The 17,488-nt window shown below is 52.9% G+C and carries 17 protein-coding genes, 2 pseudogenes and 1 riboswitch; of the genes and pseudogenes, 6 read left to right on the top strand and 13 right to left on the bottom strand.

Annotated elements, in window-relative coordinates; all coding sequences use genetic code 11:
• A partial coding sequence (locus tag OEL57_RS06460; RefSeq protein WP_300738694.1) for a phosphate/phosphite/phosphonate ABC transporter substrate-binding protein occupies positions 1 to 733 on the bottom strand: 733 nt, incomplete at its 3' end.
• Positions 734 to 891: 158 nt separating this feature from the next.
• Between OEL57_RS06460 and OEL57_RS06465 the strand changes: the two genes are divergently transcribed.
• Complete coding sequence (locus tag OEL57_RS06465; RefSeq protein ID WP_300738696.1) at positions 892 to 2,946, top strand: TonB-dependent receptor; 2,055 nt, start codon at positions 892 to 894, stop codon at positions 2,944 to 2,946.
• Here OEL57_RS06465 and OEL57_RS06470 read toward each other — a convergent pair.
• From OEL57_RS06470 to thiS, 10 genes and pseudogenes are all read right to left on the bottom strand, one after another.
• A complete protein-coding gene (locus tag OEL57_RS06470) occupies positions 2,943 to 3,158 on the bottom strand; it encodes a hypothetical protein (RefSeq protein WP_300738698.1) in 216 nt (71 codons plus the stop codon). The genes OEL57_RS06465 and OEL57_RS06470 overlap by 4 nt on opposite strands.
• Before the next feature lie 419 nt (positions 3,159 to 3,577).
• Complete coding sequence (locus tag OEL57_RS06475; protein ID WP_300738701.1) at positions 3,578 to 6,706, bottom strand: hybrid sensor histidine kinase/response regulator; 3,129 nt, start codon at positions 6,704 to 6,706, stop codon at positions 3,578 to 3,580.
• A gap of 163 nt (positions 6,707 to 6,869) precedes the next feature.
• Positions 6,870 to 7,973, bottom strand: coding sequence for a DUF362 domain-containing protein (locus OEL57_RS06480; protein WP_300738704.1), 1,104 nt, complete (start codon positions 7,971 to 7,973; stop codon positions 6,870 to 6,872).
• A gap of 118 nt (positions 7,974 to 8,091) precedes the next feature.
• Positions 8,092 to 8,193: pseudogene (locus OEL57_RS16980) on the bottom strand (BRO family protein); the annotation flags it as partial.
• A gap of 87 nt (positions 8,194 to 8,280) precedes the next feature.
• Positions 8,281 to 8,421 carry a hypothetical protein gene (locus OEL57_RS06485; RefSeq protein ID WP_300738706.1) on the bottom strand — a complete coding sequence of 47 codons (141 nt, stop codon included), beginning with the start codon at positions 8,419 to 8,421 and terminating at the stop codon, positions 8,281 to 8,283.
• 274 nt (positions 8,422 to 8,695) lie between these two features.
• On the bottom strand, positions 8,696 to 8,848 hold the full coding sequence (locus tag OEL57_RS06490; RefSeq protein ID WP_414718505.1) for a hypothetical protein: 153 nt from the start codon (positions 8,846 to 8,848) through the stop codon (positions 8,696 to 8,698).
• 18 nt (positions 8,849 to 8,866) lie between these two features.
• On the bottom strand, positions 8,867 to 9,991 hold the full coding sequence (gene thiH, locus OEL57_RS06495) for a 2-iminoacetate synthase ThiH (protein ID WP_300738708.1): 1,125 nt from the start codon (positions 9,989 to 9,991) through the stop codon (positions 8,867 to 8,869).
• Positions 9,988 to 10,767, bottom strand: coding sequence for a thiazole synthase (locus OEL57_RS06500; protein ID WP_300738710.1), 780 nt, complete (start codon positions 10,765 to 10,767; stop codon positions 9,988 to 9,990). Before OEL57_RS06500 ends, thiH begins: the two co-directional genes overlap by 4 nt.
• Positions 10,768 to 10,812: 45 nt before the next feature.
• A complete protein-coding gene (gene thiE / locus OEL57_RS06505; protein ID WP_300738712.1) occupies positions 10,813 to 11,430 on the bottom strand; it encodes a thiamine phosphate synthase in 618 nt (205 codons plus the stop codon).
• Between the two features lie 11 nt (positions 11,431 to 11,441).
• Positions 11,442 to 11,642, bottom strand: coding sequence for a sulfur carrier protein ThiS (gene thiS, locus OEL57_RS06510; protein ID WP_300738714.1), 201 nt, complete (start codon positions 11,640 to 11,642; stop codon positions 11,442 to 11,444).
• A gap of 73 nt (positions 11,643 to 11,715) precedes the next feature.
• Positions 11,716 to 11,815: riboswitch (TPP riboswitch) on the bottom strand.
• 159 nt (positions 11,816 to 11,974) lie between these two features.
• On the opposite strand from thiS, the gene OEL57_RS06515 reads away from it, so the two are divergent.
• From OEL57_RS06515 to OEL57_RS06535, 5 genes are all read left to right on the top strand, one after another.
• Complete coding sequence (locus tag OEL57_RS06515) at positions 11,975 to 12,337, top strand: PilZ domain-containing protein (protein ID WP_300738717.1); 363 nt, start codon at positions 11,975 to 11,977, stop codon at positions 12,335 to 12,337.
• Positions 12,330 to 13,424, top strand: coding sequence for an AAA family ATPase (locus OEL57_RS06520; protein WP_300738720.1), 1,095 nt, complete (start codon positions 12,330 to 12,332; stop codon positions 13,422 to 13,424). The genes OEL57_RS06515 and OEL57_RS06520 overlap by 8 nt, the downstream gene beginning before the upstream one ends.
• Before the next feature lie 93 nt (positions 13,425 to 13,517).
• Positions 13,518 to 13,838: a flagellar FlbD family protein gene (locus tag OEL57_RS06525; protein WP_300738724.1), complete on the top strand. Its 321-nt coding sequence runs from the start codon at positions 13,518 to 13,520 to the stop codon at positions 13,836 to 13,838.
• Between the two features lie 3 nt (positions 13,839 to 13,841).
• Positions 13,842 to 14,591, top strand: a complete 750-nt coding sequence (locus OEL57_RS06530) for a flagellar motor protein (protein ID WP_300738727.1) — start codon at positions 13,842 to 13,844, stop codon at positions 14,589 to 14,591.
• A gap of 11 nt (positions 14,592 to 14,602) precedes the next feature.
• A complete protein-coding gene (locus tag OEL57_RS06535) occupies positions 14,603 to 15,418 on the top strand; it encodes a flagellar motor protein MotB (RefSeq protein ID WP_300738729.1) in 816 nt (271 codons plus the stop codon).
• Positions 15,419 to 15,625: 207 nt separating this feature from the next.
• Here the strand turns inward: OEL57_RS06535 and OEL57_RS06540 are convergent, their stop codons facing one another.
• Positions 15,626 to 16,633, bottom strand: a complete 1,008-nt coding sequence (locus OEL57_RS06540; RefSeq protein WP_300738731.1) for an NAD(P)H-dependent glycerol-3-phosphate dehydrogenase — start codon at positions 16,631 to 16,633, stop codon at positions 15,626 to 15,628.
• Positions 16,624 to 17,488: pseudogene (locus OEL57_RS06545) on the bottom strand (hypothetical protein); the annotation flags it as partial. The gene OEL57_RS06540 and the pseudogene OEL57_RS06545, both read right to left, overlap by 10 nt.

The following is a 17,488-nucleotide window of genomic DNA, read 5'->3' on the forward strand; positions in this document are numbered from 1 at the left end:
ATGAGCTGGTAAGCAGTGTTTTTTTGATGATTTCCCGGTCTGCGGCTGGAATTCGGCTGTGCGCCGCAAACAGGGTGTGGGGGATGGAGATGGAATGTCCGATCCGTTTGAGCGGCAAACCAAACTGGGATTCAAAGGTCTTCAAGGTACCGGAACTGGTGGCGCAGGAATCAACAGAGCCGATCTGCAGCTGCTGCAGACAGGCAAGATGGTTAGGGAAATTACGCACCGCCAGATCCTTGCCAGGGGTGAGTCCAGCCCGATGCACCGCATCCAGCGCAAGATAGGTTACCGCGCCGGTTGCTGGCGGTGTACCAAGACTCTTGCCTTTTAAATCAGACAGTTTTGCAATGGGTGAACCGTTTTTTACGGAAAACAGGGCAAAAAGATCTTCAGATCTGGCCACCAGAGGGTGATACCCCCTCTGGCGCCCGAACTGGAGATAGTCAAAGGGATGAATATGCACAATATCAAAGGTTTGGCCCTGCAACGCCTGCACAAAAGTACCGTAACTGCTGGTCAGACGCAATCGAACCGGCTTCCCCAACGCCTTGGACATCTCAGCTGCTATCGGGGCAAAAATCCCTTCCAGGTTAGCAGATGGAAGAAAGGGGAAAACCCCCAGTACATACTCATTTTTAGCCGGTTCAGCAGCGTGCGAAAGGCCGCTTCCCAACAACAGAAAACAAAACAGGCAGACAGCCAGTAAAAGCATGGAACGGGACCGGATCATGGTTTATGAGCTACTCCTTAAAAATTTTATCAATATAGCATCTATCAACCACTGTTTCCAGAGTAAATAATGTATATTCAACACTGGTATTGCTTGCTTGCAACCCCTCATTGCTGAGCTATAGTCTTACCATCAGACCATTTCACCAAGGGGTAATTATGCCGATACAGTCATACACATACAGAAAACAGCTGTTCAGATTATTGCTTGTTGGCGGACTGCTGGCACTAACGCCGGATTTTTGCCTGGGCGATGAACCCGCCAACCGCTCTGTTGTGCCGTCTGACCCCCGTGATACATTACGTCAATCCGGCGTGAACTCATTTGACAAAGGTGCCCTTTCCAACATTGTTATCCGCGGGTATCAGCGCGAAAACCTGATGATCACCTTTGACGGAGCACCTTATTTTGGAGCAACACCCTTCAGAAGTGATGCCCCACCTTTTATTGTCAACAACAGTGATATCAGCAAGATTGTGGTGACCAAAGGCCCCTACAACCTGGCCTATCCCGGTGGGACAGGTGGCAGTATTGAGGTAAGCTCTCCTGATAACCCTAAACGTTTTTCCGCAATGAGCTCTTTTTCGTATGGTTCGTACGATGCGGTGAACGGAACTGCGTATGTAGCTGTCGGCAATCAGCTTGCAGACTTTAGTGCGGGCTACCGTGGCCGCTCTTCCGGGGTGCCTGAAGCTGGTGGTGGCGTGCCGCTGGTTCGTACTCGCTATCCCAATGCCAACAACAATTATCGTGCTGACGTCGAGGATCTGGCTATGTACCGTCTGGACAGTTTTTGGCTGAAGGGTGGAATCAGCCCCACCAAGGACAACCGGTTCGAGCTGTCCTATGCCTTTGTGCAGGGTAGTGAGATCAAGTTTCCTACCCAGAATATTGATGTCCTGGACGAACAGGTACATCGGCTGAATGGACGACTTACCCTGCGTAACCTCTCGCCCCTGATTCGTGAAATAAGCCTGCAGGGCTGGTGGAGTCAGGCCCGGACCCTGCTAGATGATTCATTGCGGGAAACCTCGGATACGGCCAACACCGCGCTGCCCTATCGCGCCTTTCTGAACCGTGGCTATGCCACCTCCAACCGGTTTGATGCGACCACAACAGGTGGCAGACTGGCATCGCAGCTTGCCCTGGGGTCGGGCATACTTAAAAAGGGGATTGATTTTTATCACCGGGACTGGAACGGCAGCTATTCTGCGCTCTTGAAGCCGGGGACAGCTCCCTGGCAGTATTACGATAACCAAGCACTGCTACCGGATGTGACAACCCGTAACCTGGGAATGTTTGGAATCTATGAGACCCCGCTAACCGACACAGTGCGAACGGTGCTTTCCGTTAGAGGGGATTTCAGCCGGGTTGAAGCCAATGGGCTGACCCCGGACCGTATTCAGACTCTCTACCAACCATATTACCCTGGGCAGGGGGTTCCGACCGGACGTGATTTTGCCGATTGGAGCGCCAATGCCCAACTGTTCTGGAAGGTACTGCCGCAGCTGGAACTGTTTTTAAAGGGAGGGCGGGCCGTCAGAATACCCGATGCCAGCGAGCTGTATATGGGCCAGATCAGACAGGGCAGCAATATTGTCAGTAATCCGTTTCTGCAACAAACCGTGGTCAATCAGATTGACACCGGTGCCAGCTGGGCAATGGGCGGGCATCGCGCTGACGTGACCTTCTTTTATGGCCAGGCAACGAATTTTATTTTACCGGCGAGACGCCTTGGCGGTACCCTGCCCCAAGCACGCAGTACCACCAACCTGGATGCTGTCATCTGGGGCGTGGAATGCGAAGGTACCGTCCAGCTGCCTGCTGGCCTGAAATTTTCTGCCATGCTTTCCTACAGCGAGGGGGAAAACCAGACGAGCAGCAGACCTCTGGCGGAGATTCCGCCATTACGTGGGCGACTGGGGATCAAGTACGATAATCGTTACCTCTTTGCCGGTATCAACCAGACGCTGATGGCCAGGCAGAACCGCTTTGACACGACCCTGAACGAAACGTCCATGCCCGGCTACGCTGTTACTGACCTGCAGGCGGGGGGACGCTACAAGGGGATTACCCTGACCGTCAGCCTTAATAACCTTTTTGACGCCCGTTACGTGATGCCACTGTACTACCAGCGCGACCCGCTCAACCCGACTGCGCGCATCCCTGAAAACGGACGCAATGTCACCATGACTGCAAGTTATCGCTTCTAGTCTCCGCAGAGCGCATTATCATTTGCGTAGCATAATGAACTCCCTTCCAGCTTGGTTACTATGAATGCACCTCTGGTTTTACGATAGATAGTATGACCGCAATAGGGACAGACAAGCTTGCGGGGTTCAGGCCGGGCTGGCCTGGTATGACCAAACTCAATTACTTCAATACGCTGATTACAATCAGGATTTTGACAACGCTCAATACTCATGATCTGGATACCTTTTACGTCACCGGAAATTGAATAAACACTACACGGGAGAATAGTCGATACGGACAGTCGCCTATTCCGGTGGTGTAAAAAGCAGTCTGGCTATGGCTTGAAAGGGAGGGGATAGCTGGAGGGGTATTGTGGCATGCAGGTCAAAGAATAGCGGTACATGCGGGAGCAAAACAGCCCCGTCATCATCCTCAATATCGGCATTATTCTCGCCATTACTCTGGTGATCTGTATGATCACAGTCCTGCACTGCAGGGCACGTAGGGCAGAGCGATTGTGCATGGGAGTTTGAGGGCACAATCTGTTGTAGCAAGCTGCAGAGCAGTAACAGCAAACAACAGAAAAAATGGATACGTTTGTGGTCAGTATTCCTCATAGCGTACTGACAATACCACATAAGACCTGAATAATCAAACGGTTGCCTGTTTTTTTGACAACAGTTCCACCAGTACAGTCACCTGCCCGGTAACCTGAGTAACCAGCAGCTGCAACTGAGCAAAGGTAGCATTTTCAACCTGATCTTCAAGCTGGCCAGCCACCTGCTGCAACCGGTAGGCAGCCAGATTAGCTGCCACTCCCTTAATGATATGGGCGGCATGCCTCAGTGCGACGCGATCTTCTGCAGTGACCGCCAGCTGCATCTGCTGCTGTCTGAGCGGCAAGTCAGCGCAGGCCATACTAATGATCTCCAGTAACAAGGGATGATTGTCACCCAGGCGATCCAGCAGTTCCTGTTCGTCAAAGAGCTGCAACTGCTCCCCGGCATCCGGCTGTGACAAAACTGGCGCGGCATCCAACAGCACAACCGGTCCACTCTCAGCAATGGACAGCCACCTGATCAAAGTCTGCTCCAGCTCCTTTTGTTTCACCGGTTTGGAAAGATAATCATTCATGCCGGCCTTGATGCAGCGCTCCCGATCACCGGCCAGGGCATTGGCGGTCATGGCAATAACCGGCACGTCATGATTCTGCACAGCAGAAGAAGCACTGCGAATCAGCGCAGTTGCTTCAAAGCCATCCAACTCCGGCATCTGACAATCCATCAGCACCAGGTCATAGTTAATACGTGTCAGCGCCTCCAGCACTTCATGTCCGTTTGCAACCACATCAGCCCGGTAGCCAAGCTTCTGCAGCATGGCCATTGCAACCGCCTGGTTCACCGGATTATCTTCTGCCAGCAGGATGGTGGTGCTGTGCCGCTGCAGTTCCCGGACCGTATGCCGGGTGATTAAGCCGTCCATAGACCCGTGCGGTGAGCTCGTTCGACCAACCAGCAACGAAAGGCAGTCATGCAACTGTTGCTGGCGGATCGGCTTGGTCAGCCAGGCTGCAAAACCGGCTTGATGCAGCTCCGCAGCTTCTCCCCTGACCCCCAGCGTACTGAGTAACACCAGCTTGGTTTCTGACAGCGACGGGTTTTGACGAATGAGGCCTGCCAGAGTCAGTCCATCCATCTCAGGCATGACCGCATCGATCAAGACCACCTGAAACGGGTCTCCTGAAGCCTGATACTCCTGCAGCAGTCCCATGGCAGTCTGACCATTACCGGCCGTGTCGTAACGGCAGCCCCAGCCGGAAAGCAGGGTAATCAGTAGTTGGCGATTTGAGTCATTGTCATCCACCACCAGCAGGTGCAGATCATCAATTGCCGCAAAACGTGGTTCAACGTCAGATGGCTCGGCCACAGCAGCAAAACTGGCCGTAAACCAGAAACAGGAGCCTCTTCCCTCCTGACTGGTTACCCCTATCTCTCCGCCCATCAGCTCCACCAACTGCTTACAGATGGCAAGCCCCAGGCCGGTGCCGCCAAACCTGCGGGTAGTGGAGCCGTCCACCTGGGTAAAGGGGGCAAAGACCGCTTCCAGACGGTGCTCCGGTATACCGATGCCGGTGTCCTGCACTGGAAAACGGATAGTTACCTGATCTGCTGTAGAGCTTTCCAGATCAGCCCAGATAGTAACCTCACCCTGTTCCGTAAATTTAACGGCATTACCGGTCAGATTTAATATAACCTGACGCAACCTTCCCGGATCCCCCACCAGTTCCCAGGGAATATCCTGATCAATCAGGCAGACCAGCTCAAGCCCCTTGTCTGCACTACGCTGCACAAGCAGTTCAACCGTATCCTCCAGGGTCATCCGCAGATCAAACGGCATCTTTTCCAGCTCAAGCCGGGCCGCCTCAATCTTTGAAAAATCAAGGATATCATTGATGATATCAAGCAGATTCTCACCACTTCTACGCACAATCTCCGCATACCTGCGCTGTTCTTCAGACAGCTCCGTGTCCAGCAGCAGACCGGTCATGCCGATCACCCCGTTCATCGGGGTACGGATTTCGTGGCTCATGGTTGCCAGAAAGGCACTTTTAGCCTTGGTGGCTTCTTCTGCCATGGCAAGCGCCATGCCCAGCTCCACATTCTTCTGCTCCATGGTAACTGAGAAGTCCAACAGCTTTTGCTCCCGCTTTTCAACCCCTTCCAGCAGTTCATTAAACGAATCGGCAAGCAGCTTCAGCTCATCATCACCCTGTATCTTAATCTGCGAAATCACTCCGGTTTGCGTGTTTAGATTACGCACCTGTCCAGCCAGGCTGGTGATTCCACGGGTAATGGTTTGCCCCAGCAACCAGGCCGCAGCAACACTTAACAGCACAACCGCCGCCATGCCCCAGAGATAGATCGTCCTGAAACGGGTGATCGGCGCATAGGCTTCTTCAATCGGAAAGTTGGAGGCCAGAATCCAGTTGGTTGAGTGAAGGCGTTTAAAGGCAGCCAGAAAATGTCTGCCCCGGCTGTTCACGGTCTCGCCCGCGCCTTCAAATCCGTTAATGGCACGGTCAAACAGCTTATTGGAGCCTTTGGGTACATCCCGTTTCATGATCCGGCTGGGGTCAGGGTGCAGGATGATGGTCCGGTCCGGCCCAAACAGATACAGATAGCCTGAACTGCCGACCCTGACCCGGCTCATTTCGTGAAAAAAGCCACTGTCACTGCGGAGATCAATCAGGCCTGCCATGATGGCCACCATCCGCCCCTGCTGGTCATGGATCGGTGCGGTCATGGCTATGACCGGAGAACCATTGACCGATGATATGAATGGCTGGGCAATAACCGGTTTGCCGCTTTTCAGGGTATCCTGAAAATAGGGCCGAAAGGCGTAGGAGGTGCCGATCAGCTGGTGCGTGCGGGGGGAGTTTGCGATCAATACACCTGAAATATCAAATAAAAACAGGCCATGGTTAAAGATGGAACGGATACCGGTGCGGTTATCCAGCCAGGCCTGCATCTGTTGGTGATTATTGACTGAGGAGACAGGCGCCACCTTGGCAACAGCGGTCAGGGCATTATGGGCAGACAGGATCTTGTCATCCAATCCCCGGGCCAGAGAAGAGACCATGGCAAACTGCTCACGGAAAACCATCTGCTGGGTCTGATACTTGAACCAGGTATAGGTTCCCCAGGCAATGCCTGCCAACAGCGCCGTAATAAACAGGCTGAAGGCAAGAATCAGCTTATGTCGGAAGCTGTTGAAAACCATGGGACACTTCCTGCTTAGCAAGATCTAAGGCAAACAGCACAATAACAGTGGTGGCGGTTCATGGCTGATCTTTTGTAAGCCCACCGCTATGCAACATCAGTGTTCTATTCTAACAGAACGAAGAAGGGGCGCAAGCAACGCCCCTCTAAAAGGTGATTATTTCCTATAACCGGATCAATTGATAGGTTCGACTGCCCAATCCCACCTTTTCCCCATGTTCAAGCTGAACCTGCCAAGGAATCTCAGGCCAGCAGCCTCGAAACTTGTCACCTCCCGGCTCATGACCGCTCTTGAGGGCAGAATCCTGATTACCACGGGCATTGTTGACCAGATCCGCGCAGGCCTGATCCAGCGCCACCGGATCAATGGAGGCACAGATGCCGATATCATTCACAATCGGCGCATCGCAGTGGCCATAGCAGTCACAGGCCGGTGAGACCTGGGTGATAAAGTTGAGATAGACCGTCTTGCCCTGTTTGTTGGCAACCGCACCGCTGGCATACTCAGCCATCTTCTTCATCACCAGGTCAGCAGCCTCATTCCACTGGATCGCCACCGCCTTGGTGGGACAGACCGTGATACAGCGGGAACAGCCAGCACATCTGGCCGCGTCAATCAGCGCCACCCCATCCACAATCTGGATCGCATCATGGGCACAGGCCCGGATGCAGAGGCCGCAACCGGTACAGTGCTTGGCCGCCACCACCGGTGCCACGGTGGAATGCTGCACCAGCTTACCCTTGCGACTGGCGCAGCCCATGCCCAGGTTCTTGATGGCACCGCCAAAACCGGTCAGCTCATGGCACTTGAAGTGAGAGAGGGCAACCAGTGCATCAGCCTCAACAATCTCCGTGCCGATGTAGACCTCTTTGAGCAGCTCGCCTTGTACCGGCACCGTGGTCTCGGTCACACCCCGCAGACCATCACTGATGATCAAAGGCGCATTGACCACGGCATAGGCAAAGCCGTTCTCAATGCCACAGGCCAGGGCAGAGATCGCCTCTTTCCGCTCACCGGGATACAGGGTGGAAGAATCGGTCAGAAACGGTTTGGCTCCCAGCTTCTTCAGCTCATCCACAACCCGGCGGGCAAAGATCGGCCGGATAAAGGCGCTATTCCCCTTTTCACCAAAGTGGATCTTGATCGCAGTCAGATCCCCTTCTGTGACCCGCTGCGCCAGACCGCACATAGTTAGCAGCTTGCTGATCTTGTCAAACAGGTTCTCTTTGTGGCTGGCACGCATATCGGCAAAAAAGACTTTGGACATGGTTGTTCCTCCTGTAATGCAACGCTATCGGCTATAACCGCTCATGCGCAAAATGATCTTTATGGGTTCATTTCCGCATCATCTGCAAGCTCTTTGGGAAGAAAATTCTGCTTGCTGACTACCCCGCCTGCGCCAGCCAGCGTTTAAACGGCTCTGCCTTGGGGGAGGGAATAGACTGGATGATGCGGAACATTCCTTCCGTGTTGGCGCAATCGGTATCACGTTTTTTGCCATCGAACTTTCAACCGTACGATTTTATCGTACGCTTCGCTAACCCCCTAAGATGTCAGCTTTTTTTGAGATCGCTCTAATATCTCTTAGGCAGAGAGCTTTCGGTTAAAACCTCAACAACATCAATAATTGCAAACCACCACTCACCATTATGGATGGTTTTACGGATCTGTTTGCCTTCAAAGACAGCCAGCTTGACGAGTTGTTGTGCGGTCATTTTTTGCCTCCAATCATCGGCTGACCTTCGATCCAGCGCTGCGGTGAAAGTACAAAAGAATTGCTACCGGCCTCGTACATAAAGCGGTCGAATTCGACCGCTTTAAAAGCCGGGTTGTGTATATGCTGTTGCACATGGATAACATCGGTAAACGCCTAAACTTTATAACAAATGAGTCCGGCAATTGCCACACAAACAAAAAGGACAGAATCATCATTCTGTCCTTTACCATCGGTCGTAGCAACTAACCGCGACGAGTTTCTTTGCACCCCTGTCAACTGTCGCGGCGTTTCAGTTCGTTCAGCACAGCATACCAGATCTGATTATTCTCTAAACCCCATTGTGGGGCGACCCTGATCTCTATTGGCGATGAACCATAGAGGCGCTGGATGCTGATCCGGGAGGATAACCGCTCCAGAACGTCCACTGCTCTGTTAGTGCCTCGTTATACGGTACTTGCGTTTAAAAATGCGCTATCCCAGTCTTTCCAGACCGCTTCATAGCCTTGTGCACGGATCATAGCACTCATCTGTTCCGGTGTCCGATCATCATCGATGACAAACTGCTCAGTGTGCTCACCTTTGTTGGCGTGGCCACCAGGTGCAGTACAAGATCCGGCACTCATGTGGGTGATGCCGAGGCGCATTAAACTGTCGCGCAGCCTGGCATTTTCACGGGTGGAGAGGAATAGACCGGCGTCAGGGATGAGCAGGCGCATGGCACACACCATCTGCACCAGCTGTTTGTCACTAACCGGGTTAATGGGGTCAAAACCACCATCGGCAGGGCGAATACGCGGAAAGGAGATGCTGACTTGACTGCGCCAGTAGTGGCGGGCCAGGTAATATGCGTGAAAACCGGTGTAAAATGCTTCTGTTGCAAAGGGGCCAAGCCCCAGTAAAGCTCCAACGCCTATGCGCCGCAGACCTGCTTGCCCGGCACGGTCAGGCGCCTCAATGCGCCACGTATAATCACTTTTTTTGCCAAAAGGGTGCAGCTGTTTATAGAGGGCGCGATCATAGGTTTCCTGATAGATGGTTAATCCATCGACACCAGCGGCAACCATTTGCTGATAGCCTTCAGTATCCATGGGGTAGACCTCAATGCTGATGGAACTAAAGAGTGGCCTTATCTGCTTTACTGCCGCAGCCAGGTAGTTGTTATCAGCCTTTTTGGGGTGCTCACCAGTAAGGAGCAAAATTGAACGAAAGCCGTAATTACGTATGAGCAGTGCTTCTTGTTCAATCTCGGCAGGGGTAAGGGTGACGCGGGGAATGTTGTTGTTGGCGTTAAATCCACAGTATTTACAGCCATTGTTGCACTCGTTAGATAAATACATCGGCGTATACAGCTGGATGGTGTTGCCAAAACGCTGCCTGGTTATCTGATGAGCTTTTTGCGCCATGGCTTCAATATATGGTTCAGCGGCTGGTGATAACAGGGTTATCAGGTCGCGCTCGTTTATCCGCTCGGCAGCCAGGGCTTGCTCCACGCGGCTCGCCGTGGTCGTGGACATCTGCTCCAGGATTTGTTCTACGGGGTAACGTACCATTTCATCTGCAAAACTCATGATTGTTCCTCGTGCAAAAAGCCGGTGAGCGGGCTGGATGCGACGGCTTTGTTCTGTTCTTTGCCGAGCCCCGCCAGATACCCATTCCGTCCGGCGATAACAGCCTGGCTAAAGGCGGTCGCCATGAGGGCCGGATTACCGGCAACAGAGATGGCTGTGTTGACCATTACCGCGTCGGCCCCGAGCTCCATTGCTTCGGCAGCGTGTGATGGTGCTCCCAGACCAGCATCAACAACCACCGGCACAATTGCCTGCTCGATAATTATGGCGATGCTGTCCCGTGTTTTTAGCCCTTTATTAGAGCCGATGGGGGCGCCCAAAGGCATGACGGTAGCAACGCCTACCTCTTGCAGGTGCTTAGCCAGCACGGGATCAGCGTTGATGTAGGGCAGCACGATGAAGCCCTCTTTAACCAATATTTTTGCTGCTTTCAGTGTTTCGACAGGATCAGGCAACAAATAGTAAGGATCGGGTGTTACCTCCAACTTGATCCAGGGCCCGCAGCCAGCGGCTTTGGACAGGCGGGCAAGTCTGATGGCCTCTTCGGCATCACGGGCACCACTGGTGTTAGGCAGAAGCAGGTAGGTCGTACGGTCAATATGATTGAGCAAATCATCCTGGTGGTCGTCAATGTTGACACGGCGCAGAGCAACCGTAACGATTTCCGCTCCGGATGCAGCGATGGTGGTGGCCATTTCAGAGTTGGAAGCAAATTTCCCGGTACCCACCATTAAGCGGGAGCGGAAAGAACGGTTAGCGATGATAAGTTCATCCATAGGTGTACCTTTCAGTAGTGGGCTGGTGAGCCCAGAGTTTTAAGCCTATTGCAATCCGCGCCGGAATGCCTCGGCAGCAGCAGCGGGATCTGGCGCTGCCAGAATATCCGAGATCAACGCCACCCGGTAACAGCCTGCAGCGGTTACCTGTTCTATATTTTCGCGTTTAATCCCCCCCAGGGCAAAAACCAGATCACCGACCGCCTGCCGACAAACCCGCTCCAGCTCTCCCAGCCCCACCGGTTGGCCATAGGAAGCCTTGGAAGGGGTATGAAAGATCGGCCCAAAGGTGACAAAATCCGCCCCCTTGGCCAGGGCTGCGACCGCCTCGCCTACCCCGTGACTGGAGTAGCCGATCAAAAGTTCAGGTGCGATCCGCCTGGCTGCCGTAACCGGCATGGAGGTAACCCCTAGCTGGACACCATCAGCCTCAACTGCCAGGGCAATATCAATCCGTTCATTAATCAGCAAACGGGCATCATACCGAGCCGTCAGTGCCCGCATTTCCCAGGCCAGTTCATACAGCTCAGCCGGGGGCAGATCTTTTTCCCGTAACTGTACTGCCCGCACACCACCTTCAAGCGCAGCCTCAACCACGTCCAAAAGCGGCCTGCCTGCAGTCTGGTGACGATCAGTGATCAGATAAAGTGAAAAATTAATCACTATGGACCTCGCTATCCTCCCCCTACAAAGTGGACTATCTCGATTTTGTCCCCATCCTGCACGGTCCGCTCGGCGAAATCTGCCCTGGGAACGATCTCCAGATTAAGCTCTACCGCTACTCGTGTAGCCGGAATCTGCAGCTCTTCCAGCATCTGTTTGACGGTACAGCCATCAATAAGTTGCCGTAATTCTCCATTGATACTCACCTGCATGGCATTTTCCTCCCGCAAAATAAAAAAGCCGCCTCTGTAGCTACAGGGGCGGCGATTCGGAATTTGATACTCTTCTCAAAATCAGCCGCTTCCCTCCGCCGGAATTACCCGGATCAGGTTCCAAGGGTCGCAGCCAATTGCTGCTCTCAGTCGAAACTCCCCTAGCGGTTTACATGCTTAATCATAAAGAACTGGGCCAAACCTAGTGGATTCACCGTTAATTGTCAACGGTATTCTCCCCTGTACGGCAGCTGGCAGACTGTGCAAAGATGCAGTTTTTCAATAGTGTGGTATGCTTGTGCGTAACTCACCAGATTGGAGGATAACTGCATATGGCAGGCACACGGATTACAGCCCGGAAACGGAAGCGGATCGCCATCTGCTTTGGTACAGATGCTGCTGGTAGCAGAAGGGCCTTTACTGAGGATCTTTCACCCATGGGCATGTTCATTAAAACCGCCAACGTCTGTAACCCCAATACGGTTCTGAGGGTTGAGCTACTAATTGATGACCAACCGATTATTTTTGATGCCAGGGTGATGTGGGCCAAGCGGGTGCCCCAGAACCTGTTTCATCTGGTAAAAAAGAGCGGTATGGGGGTACGGATTATCCGCTTCCATAACGGACGTGATCGCTATATGGGGTTATGTGAGCTGCAGGATCAACCAACTCCGGGAGGGCTCAAGCATGTGTAGAAAGATCTTTATCGGCGCAACCGGCCAGCATTGCGGCAAAACCACCATCTCACTCTCGCTGATGCATCTGGCCCGTCAAAAATATAAGAGGGTTGGTTTCATGAAGCCGATCGGCCCCAAATGCATCCAGTACCGTGGTCTGACCATGGATAAGGATGCCGCCATGTTTTCCAGCGTGTTTGACATGGATGAGTTTGCCCATCTAATGTCCCCCATGACGCTGACCCCTGGCTCAACCCGCCAGTTTCTGGATGGCAAGGTTGATCCACAGGCACCGCGACAGGCGATCCTCAAGGCCTGTGCGGAACTGGAACAACAGCTTGATTTTCTGATCATTGAAGGTGCCGGCCACGGTGGTGTTGGCTCCGTGGTAGGGGTGAACAACGCCCAAGTGGCTGCCATGCTGGGCGCACCAGTGTTAATGGTAACCGGCGGCGGCATCGGCAACGTGATTGATGCGGTGGAACTGAATCTGGCCCTGTATGCCCGGGAACAGGCCAGTGTTCGGGTCATCATGGCCAACAAACTGGTGCCGGAAAAACGTGAGCGCTCCATGGCCTATCTGACCAAGGCGTTTCAAAGTCAAGATTTGCTGGTCACCAGCGCCTTTGACTATTCTCCCATTCTGGCAGACCCAACCCTGCAGCATGTTGGTGAGCTGCTGGAGCTTCCCCTGCATGGCGACCCAACTGATCGCAGCCGAATCTGCCATACGATCCAACTGGGTGCTGCCTCATCCCAGCGGGTCATTGACAGCCTTGAGGAGTCGACTCTGCTGATTGTGACCAGCTCCCGTGATGAACTGATTGTAACCGCCTCGTCGCTGCACCATATCCCGGAATTTCGTCAACGTCTGGCAGGGCTGATCGTTGCAGGCCACGCACCTATCTCTGGAATTACTCAGCGAATTCTGGAAGATAGTAACATTCCGTACATTAGAATCGAAGATACGACCTCTCAGGTGTATTACCGTCTGCGGGAGCACGTCTCAAAAATTGGTCCTGACGATACGGAAAAGATTGAACTTATTAACTCAATTGCCGAAAAGTATATAAGTTTTGATGCGATAGATGCCATGCTCGACTGATTGTGTACTACTCCTGCGGCAGCATCCGCCGAAAAAGCTTGACCATATCCAGTTGTTTGATATTGTTAGCGAAAAATAAATCTAGAGGATTACATGATCTTGGTCACCCGCCTGGACCGGCAAAGTATGTTTCTTAACCCTGACCATATCGTAAGCGTGGAAGAGACCCCGGACACGGTCATTACCCTGTTTAATGGCCATCATATTCTGGTGCGTGAGCATTGCCAGGTCATCCTGAACCGGATCATTGCCTTCAGGACAAAGATACTGCGTCGTTCCAGTGCTGTTCCCAATGGCCTCGCCTACCTGCGTCGCCAGCGCAATACCCAGTATCATCGCACCGAGAGTGAGCACCATCTCTCTGCCCCTGACCACAGAACAACACTGCAGCCACTTCACCGCCAGGATACCTGATCTATGGATTTAGCAACAATAATTGGCCTTATACTCGGTTTTGGCGCTGTGTTTGGTGGTGCCGTGCTGGAAGGTGTGCATATCGGCGCCCTGATCTCACCCACCTCTGCCTTGATCGTGCTGGGGGGCACCTTTGGAGCCGTTTTTATCTCTTTTCCGCTTAAGGCCTGTATTAACGGTTTTAAAGATGCAAAAACCGTATTTCTGCCACCAAAGGTTGATCCGGAGGCGGTGGTCAAGGATATTATCGGTTACGCCACCAAGGCCCGCCGTAACGGTCTGATCTCCCTTGAACAGGAGGCACAAAACGCTAAAGACCCTTTCATTAAGAAGGGAATCTCACTGGTGGTAGACGGTATTGACCCTCAAAAACTACGCGAGACACTTGAGGCCGAAATCATGGCCTATGAAGATCACAAGAAGCACTCCGTTGAATTTTACGAAGCAGCAGGCGGCTACTCTCCCACCATCGGTATTATCGGCGCTGTGCTTGGCTTGATCCACGTTATGGGTAACTTGTCTGATACCTCAAAACTTGGCGCCGGTATTGCGGCCGCCTTCGTTGCCACCATCTACGGTCTGATGACCGCCAACATCATCTGTCTTCCGATGGGTGCTAAACTCAAAATCAGGATGAAGGAAGAGGTGCTCCGGCGGGTCATGATCGTTGAGGGTCTGATTGCCATTCAAAACGGTGAAAACCCGCACTTTATCGAGCAGAAGCTGAAGGCTTTTGCCGGTGAAGAGCACTAGGAGCCTCTGACGTGGCGCTGAAAAAAGAGCCTGAAAAGCACGCGAACCACGAACGCTGGCTGGTTTCCTACGCTGACTTCATTACCCTGCTGTTCGCCGTGTTTGTTACCATGTACGCCATGTCCCAGACCGACAAGAAAAAGGTTGAAGAGGTGGCAGCTTCCATGCGGGAGTCATTCGGCTATTCCACCCAGGCTGCTGCCGGTCAAAAAGGTGTACTGCAATCTCAAGATATAAAACCCATACCTGCCATAAAGCCAGAAATGGCTGTAATTCCTATGGTCAACAAGATGCCACCTGCTGGTCCGCGACAAGGTGGTATGGACAAGGGACGCGGTAAAGGCAAGGCAGAAGAAAAGGAGTTTAAAGAGATCCAGTCTGCCATTGAGGCCTATCTGATCAAGCATGGTGCCCAAAACAAGGTGAGCATCGGGATTACCCGCCGCGGCCTGGTGGTCAGCCTGAAGGAGGCCGGTTTTTTTGATTCCGGCTCTGCAGTCATCAAACCGGCAGGGTACCAGTTGTTAAACACAATTCTTGAGGTAATGACCGAGTATTCTAACCCATTACGGGTTGAAGGCCATACCGACAATATTCCTATCAATACCCCTGTATTCCCTTCTAATTGGGAGCTGTCAGTCTCCCGTGCCACCAATGTGCTGCGCTATCTGCAGAAGAATTACAATGTTGAGCCAGGTAAACTGTCTGCAACCGGGTACGGAGAGTTCCGTCCCACGACTGAAAACACCACCACTGAAGGCCGGGCCAAGAACCGCCGCGTTGACATTGTGCTGCTTTCCGGCGATGCAGAACAGGGCGAACCCTGATACAACCAATATTTTGAAAACGACATTTCCTGTCATCCCCCTATGCTATGGTTATCTCACCAATACATGGGGGTTTTTCATGGAACCGATACTTTTTGTGGGTGGCGTGATTGTGGTGTTAGGCGGGGTCTGGACAATTGTTGATCTACTGCAGGACGCAGGTCTGCTAACCGAATCGGGCAAACAACAGGCCAACGTACCGGCAGGTCAGGCCTGTTCCGGTTTCAGATCACGGGACATCAGCTCCAGCACGGCCTGCCGGGCTGGTTTATTGCCATAGAGTATTTCATACACCTTCTGGGTAATCGGCATTTCCACGCCCAGACGCTGGGCCAGGGCATTAACTGATTCAGCTGATTTAACCCCCTCTGCCACCATCAGCATTTCTGCCATGATCGCCTCTAACGTCTGTCCCTGTCCCAGTTTGACCCCCACTGTACGGTTTCGGGAAAGATCCCCGGTACAGGTCAGTACCAGGTCACCCATGCCTGCCAGGCCGGCAAAGGTCGCATCCTGGGCCCCCATGGCCCGCCCCAGGCGTTTCATCTCTGCCAGACCACGGGTAATCAAGGCGGCCCTGGTATTATGGCCAAATCCCAGCCCATCACTGATACCGGCTGCAATGGCTATCACGTTCTTAACCGCGCCACCCAGCTCAACACCGATGGCATCGTCGCTTGTATAGACCCGGAAGACTGGATTACTAAAGGCAGCCTGAACCTTATGGGCAGCAGCCTGATTGACTGATCCGGCAACGATCAGAGACGGCAGGCCAAGGGCAACTTCTTTTGCAAACGTAGGACCGGACAGGGCAACAAAGCGCTCTTGTATCGAGTTTCCCAGCACCTGCGAACATATCTGCGATACGGTACAGAGCGTACCCAGTTCAATCCCTTTAGAAGCACTGGCCAATACCGTAGAAGACCTGATTTCAGGCATCAGGCTGCTAAGTACTCCACGCATAACCTGAGTTGGCGTTACCAGTAACACCAGCTCAGCACCTTGTACCGCCTCTGCAAGGCTGCCGGTGTACTGCAGTGCAGAGTGTAGTTCAATACCGGGTAAAAAGAGATGATTGATTCTGGTTGCGGTCATGCCCGACACCAGCTCCGGCTCGTAGGCCCACAGCGTCGTGTCGTGACCATTCGCTGCAACCACATTGGCAAGGGCAGTACCCCAGCTACCTGCTCCGATCACCCCGATCTTCATTCCCACTCCTCGTCATCATTGTTGATCTGATTTTTACGTGGATCAAATCCTTCGACCAGAGCCTGACGAGCCATTTCAATACTGTCAAAACCCAAGCGGTTGATAAATGGATGCCGACTCAGGGGTACTGCCGATCCTGCCAGACTCAACCCCAAAGCCAGCACCTTCTGCACAGCGCGCTTGCGACAATCGGTTTGTACCATAAAATCCGCAGTTAACAGCAGCCGACGTAGCAGTGACGGTTTATCCGGTTCGATCAGCTCCGCACAGAAACGCTCAATGACCAGCTGTTGTGCCGCATCAGAACAGCTACCCAGTGGCACTGTGCCGCACCCTTCTGCAAGCTCATATATCAGCGGATCAGTAAAAAGCCAGCCTTCAAAAAACGGTTCATCCAGCAACTCTTCGCAGCCAGTCAGCAGTGAGCTCATTCGATCAATCAAGCCATCAAGCAGTTCCACCGGGAAACCAGGTATATAGTCTGCCGGGCGCAGATCTGTTGCAGCAAACAGATAGCGGCAGGCATACAGGTCTGGCGGCAGATAGAAGCTGCACTCAATACTTTGTTGCAGCGCATCCCGTAGCAGATTGACCGCATAATCGAAACGTACCGGATAAAGACCCTCTTCTGCATTGATCTCTTCAAGATATTCATCATGCTCACGCCTGTTCTGAAAGCGTGATGCCACTGCATGGCGCACCCCGTCATGTTCCCCCAGTTGCAGCACCAGGCCGGCCAGAGTGCCATCCCCGATCTCCCAGGAAAACCAGACTGCGCGTACACCATAACAATCCAAAGGAGCTGCCTGCACCATAAGAGATGCTACCGGTTCTGCAAATGAGGCAGACATCGGTTCAGGT

This window comes from Trichlorobacter sp., from assembly GCF_030247655.1.
In the GTDB taxonomy this organism is placed as follows: domain Bacteria; phylum Desulfobacterota; class Desulfuromonadia; order Geobacterales; family Pseudopelobacteraceae; genus Trichlorobacter.

What these genes read in the sequence shown, in the direction of transcription:
- OEL57_RS06465 (WP_300738696.1), top strand. Translation starts at nt 892, where the DNA reads ATGCCGATACAGTCATACACATACAGAAAACAGCTGTTCAGATTATTG.
- OEL57_RS06470 (WP_300738698.1), bottom strand. Translation starts at nt 3,158, where the DNA reads ATGAGTATTGAGCGTTGTCAAAATCCTGATTGTAATCAGCGTATTGAA.
- OEL57_RS06475 (WP_300738701.1), bottom strand. Translation starts at nt 6,706, where the DNA reads ATGGTTTTCAACAGCTTCCGACATAAGCTGATTCTTGCCTTCAGCCTG.
- OEL57_RS06480 (WP_300738704.1), bottom strand. Translation starts at nt 7,973, where the DNA reads ATGTCCAAAGTCTTTTTTGCCGATATGCGTGCCAGCCACAAAGAGAAC.
- OEL57_RS06485 (WP_300738706.1), bottom strand. Translation starts at nt 8,421, where the DNA reads ATGACCGCACAACAACTCGTCAAGCTGGCTGTCTTTGAAGGCAAACAG.
- thiH (WP_300738708.1), bottom strand. Translation starts at nt 9,991, where the DNA reads ATGAGTTTTGCAGATGAAATGGTACGTTACCCCGTAGAACAAATCCTG.
- OEL57_RS06500 (WP_300738710.1), bottom strand. Translation starts at nt 10,767, where the DNA reads ATGGATGAACTTATCATCGCTAACCGTTCTTTCCGCTCCCGCTTAATG.
- thiS (WP_300738714.1), bottom strand. Translation starts at nt 11,642, where the DNA reads ATGCAGGTGAGTATCAATGGAGAATTACGGCAACTTATTGATGGCTGT.
- OEL57_RS06515 (WP_300738717.1), top strand. Translation starts at nt 11,975, where the DNA reads ATGGCAGGCACACGGATTACAGCCCGGAAACGGAAGCGGATCGCCATC.
- OEL57_RS06520 (WP_300738720.1), top strand. Translation starts at nt 12,330, where the DNA reads ATGTGTAGAAAGATCTTTATCGGCGCAACCGGCCAGCATTGCGGCAAA.
- OEL57_RS06525 (WP_300738724.1), top strand. Translation starts at nt 13,518, where the DNA reads ATGATCTTGGTCACCCGCCTGGACCGGCAAAGTATGTTTCTTAACCCT.
- OEL57_RS06530 (WP_300738727.1), top strand. Translation starts at nt 13,842, where the DNA reads ATGGATTTAGCAACAATAATTGGCCTTATACTCGGTTTTGGCGCTGTG.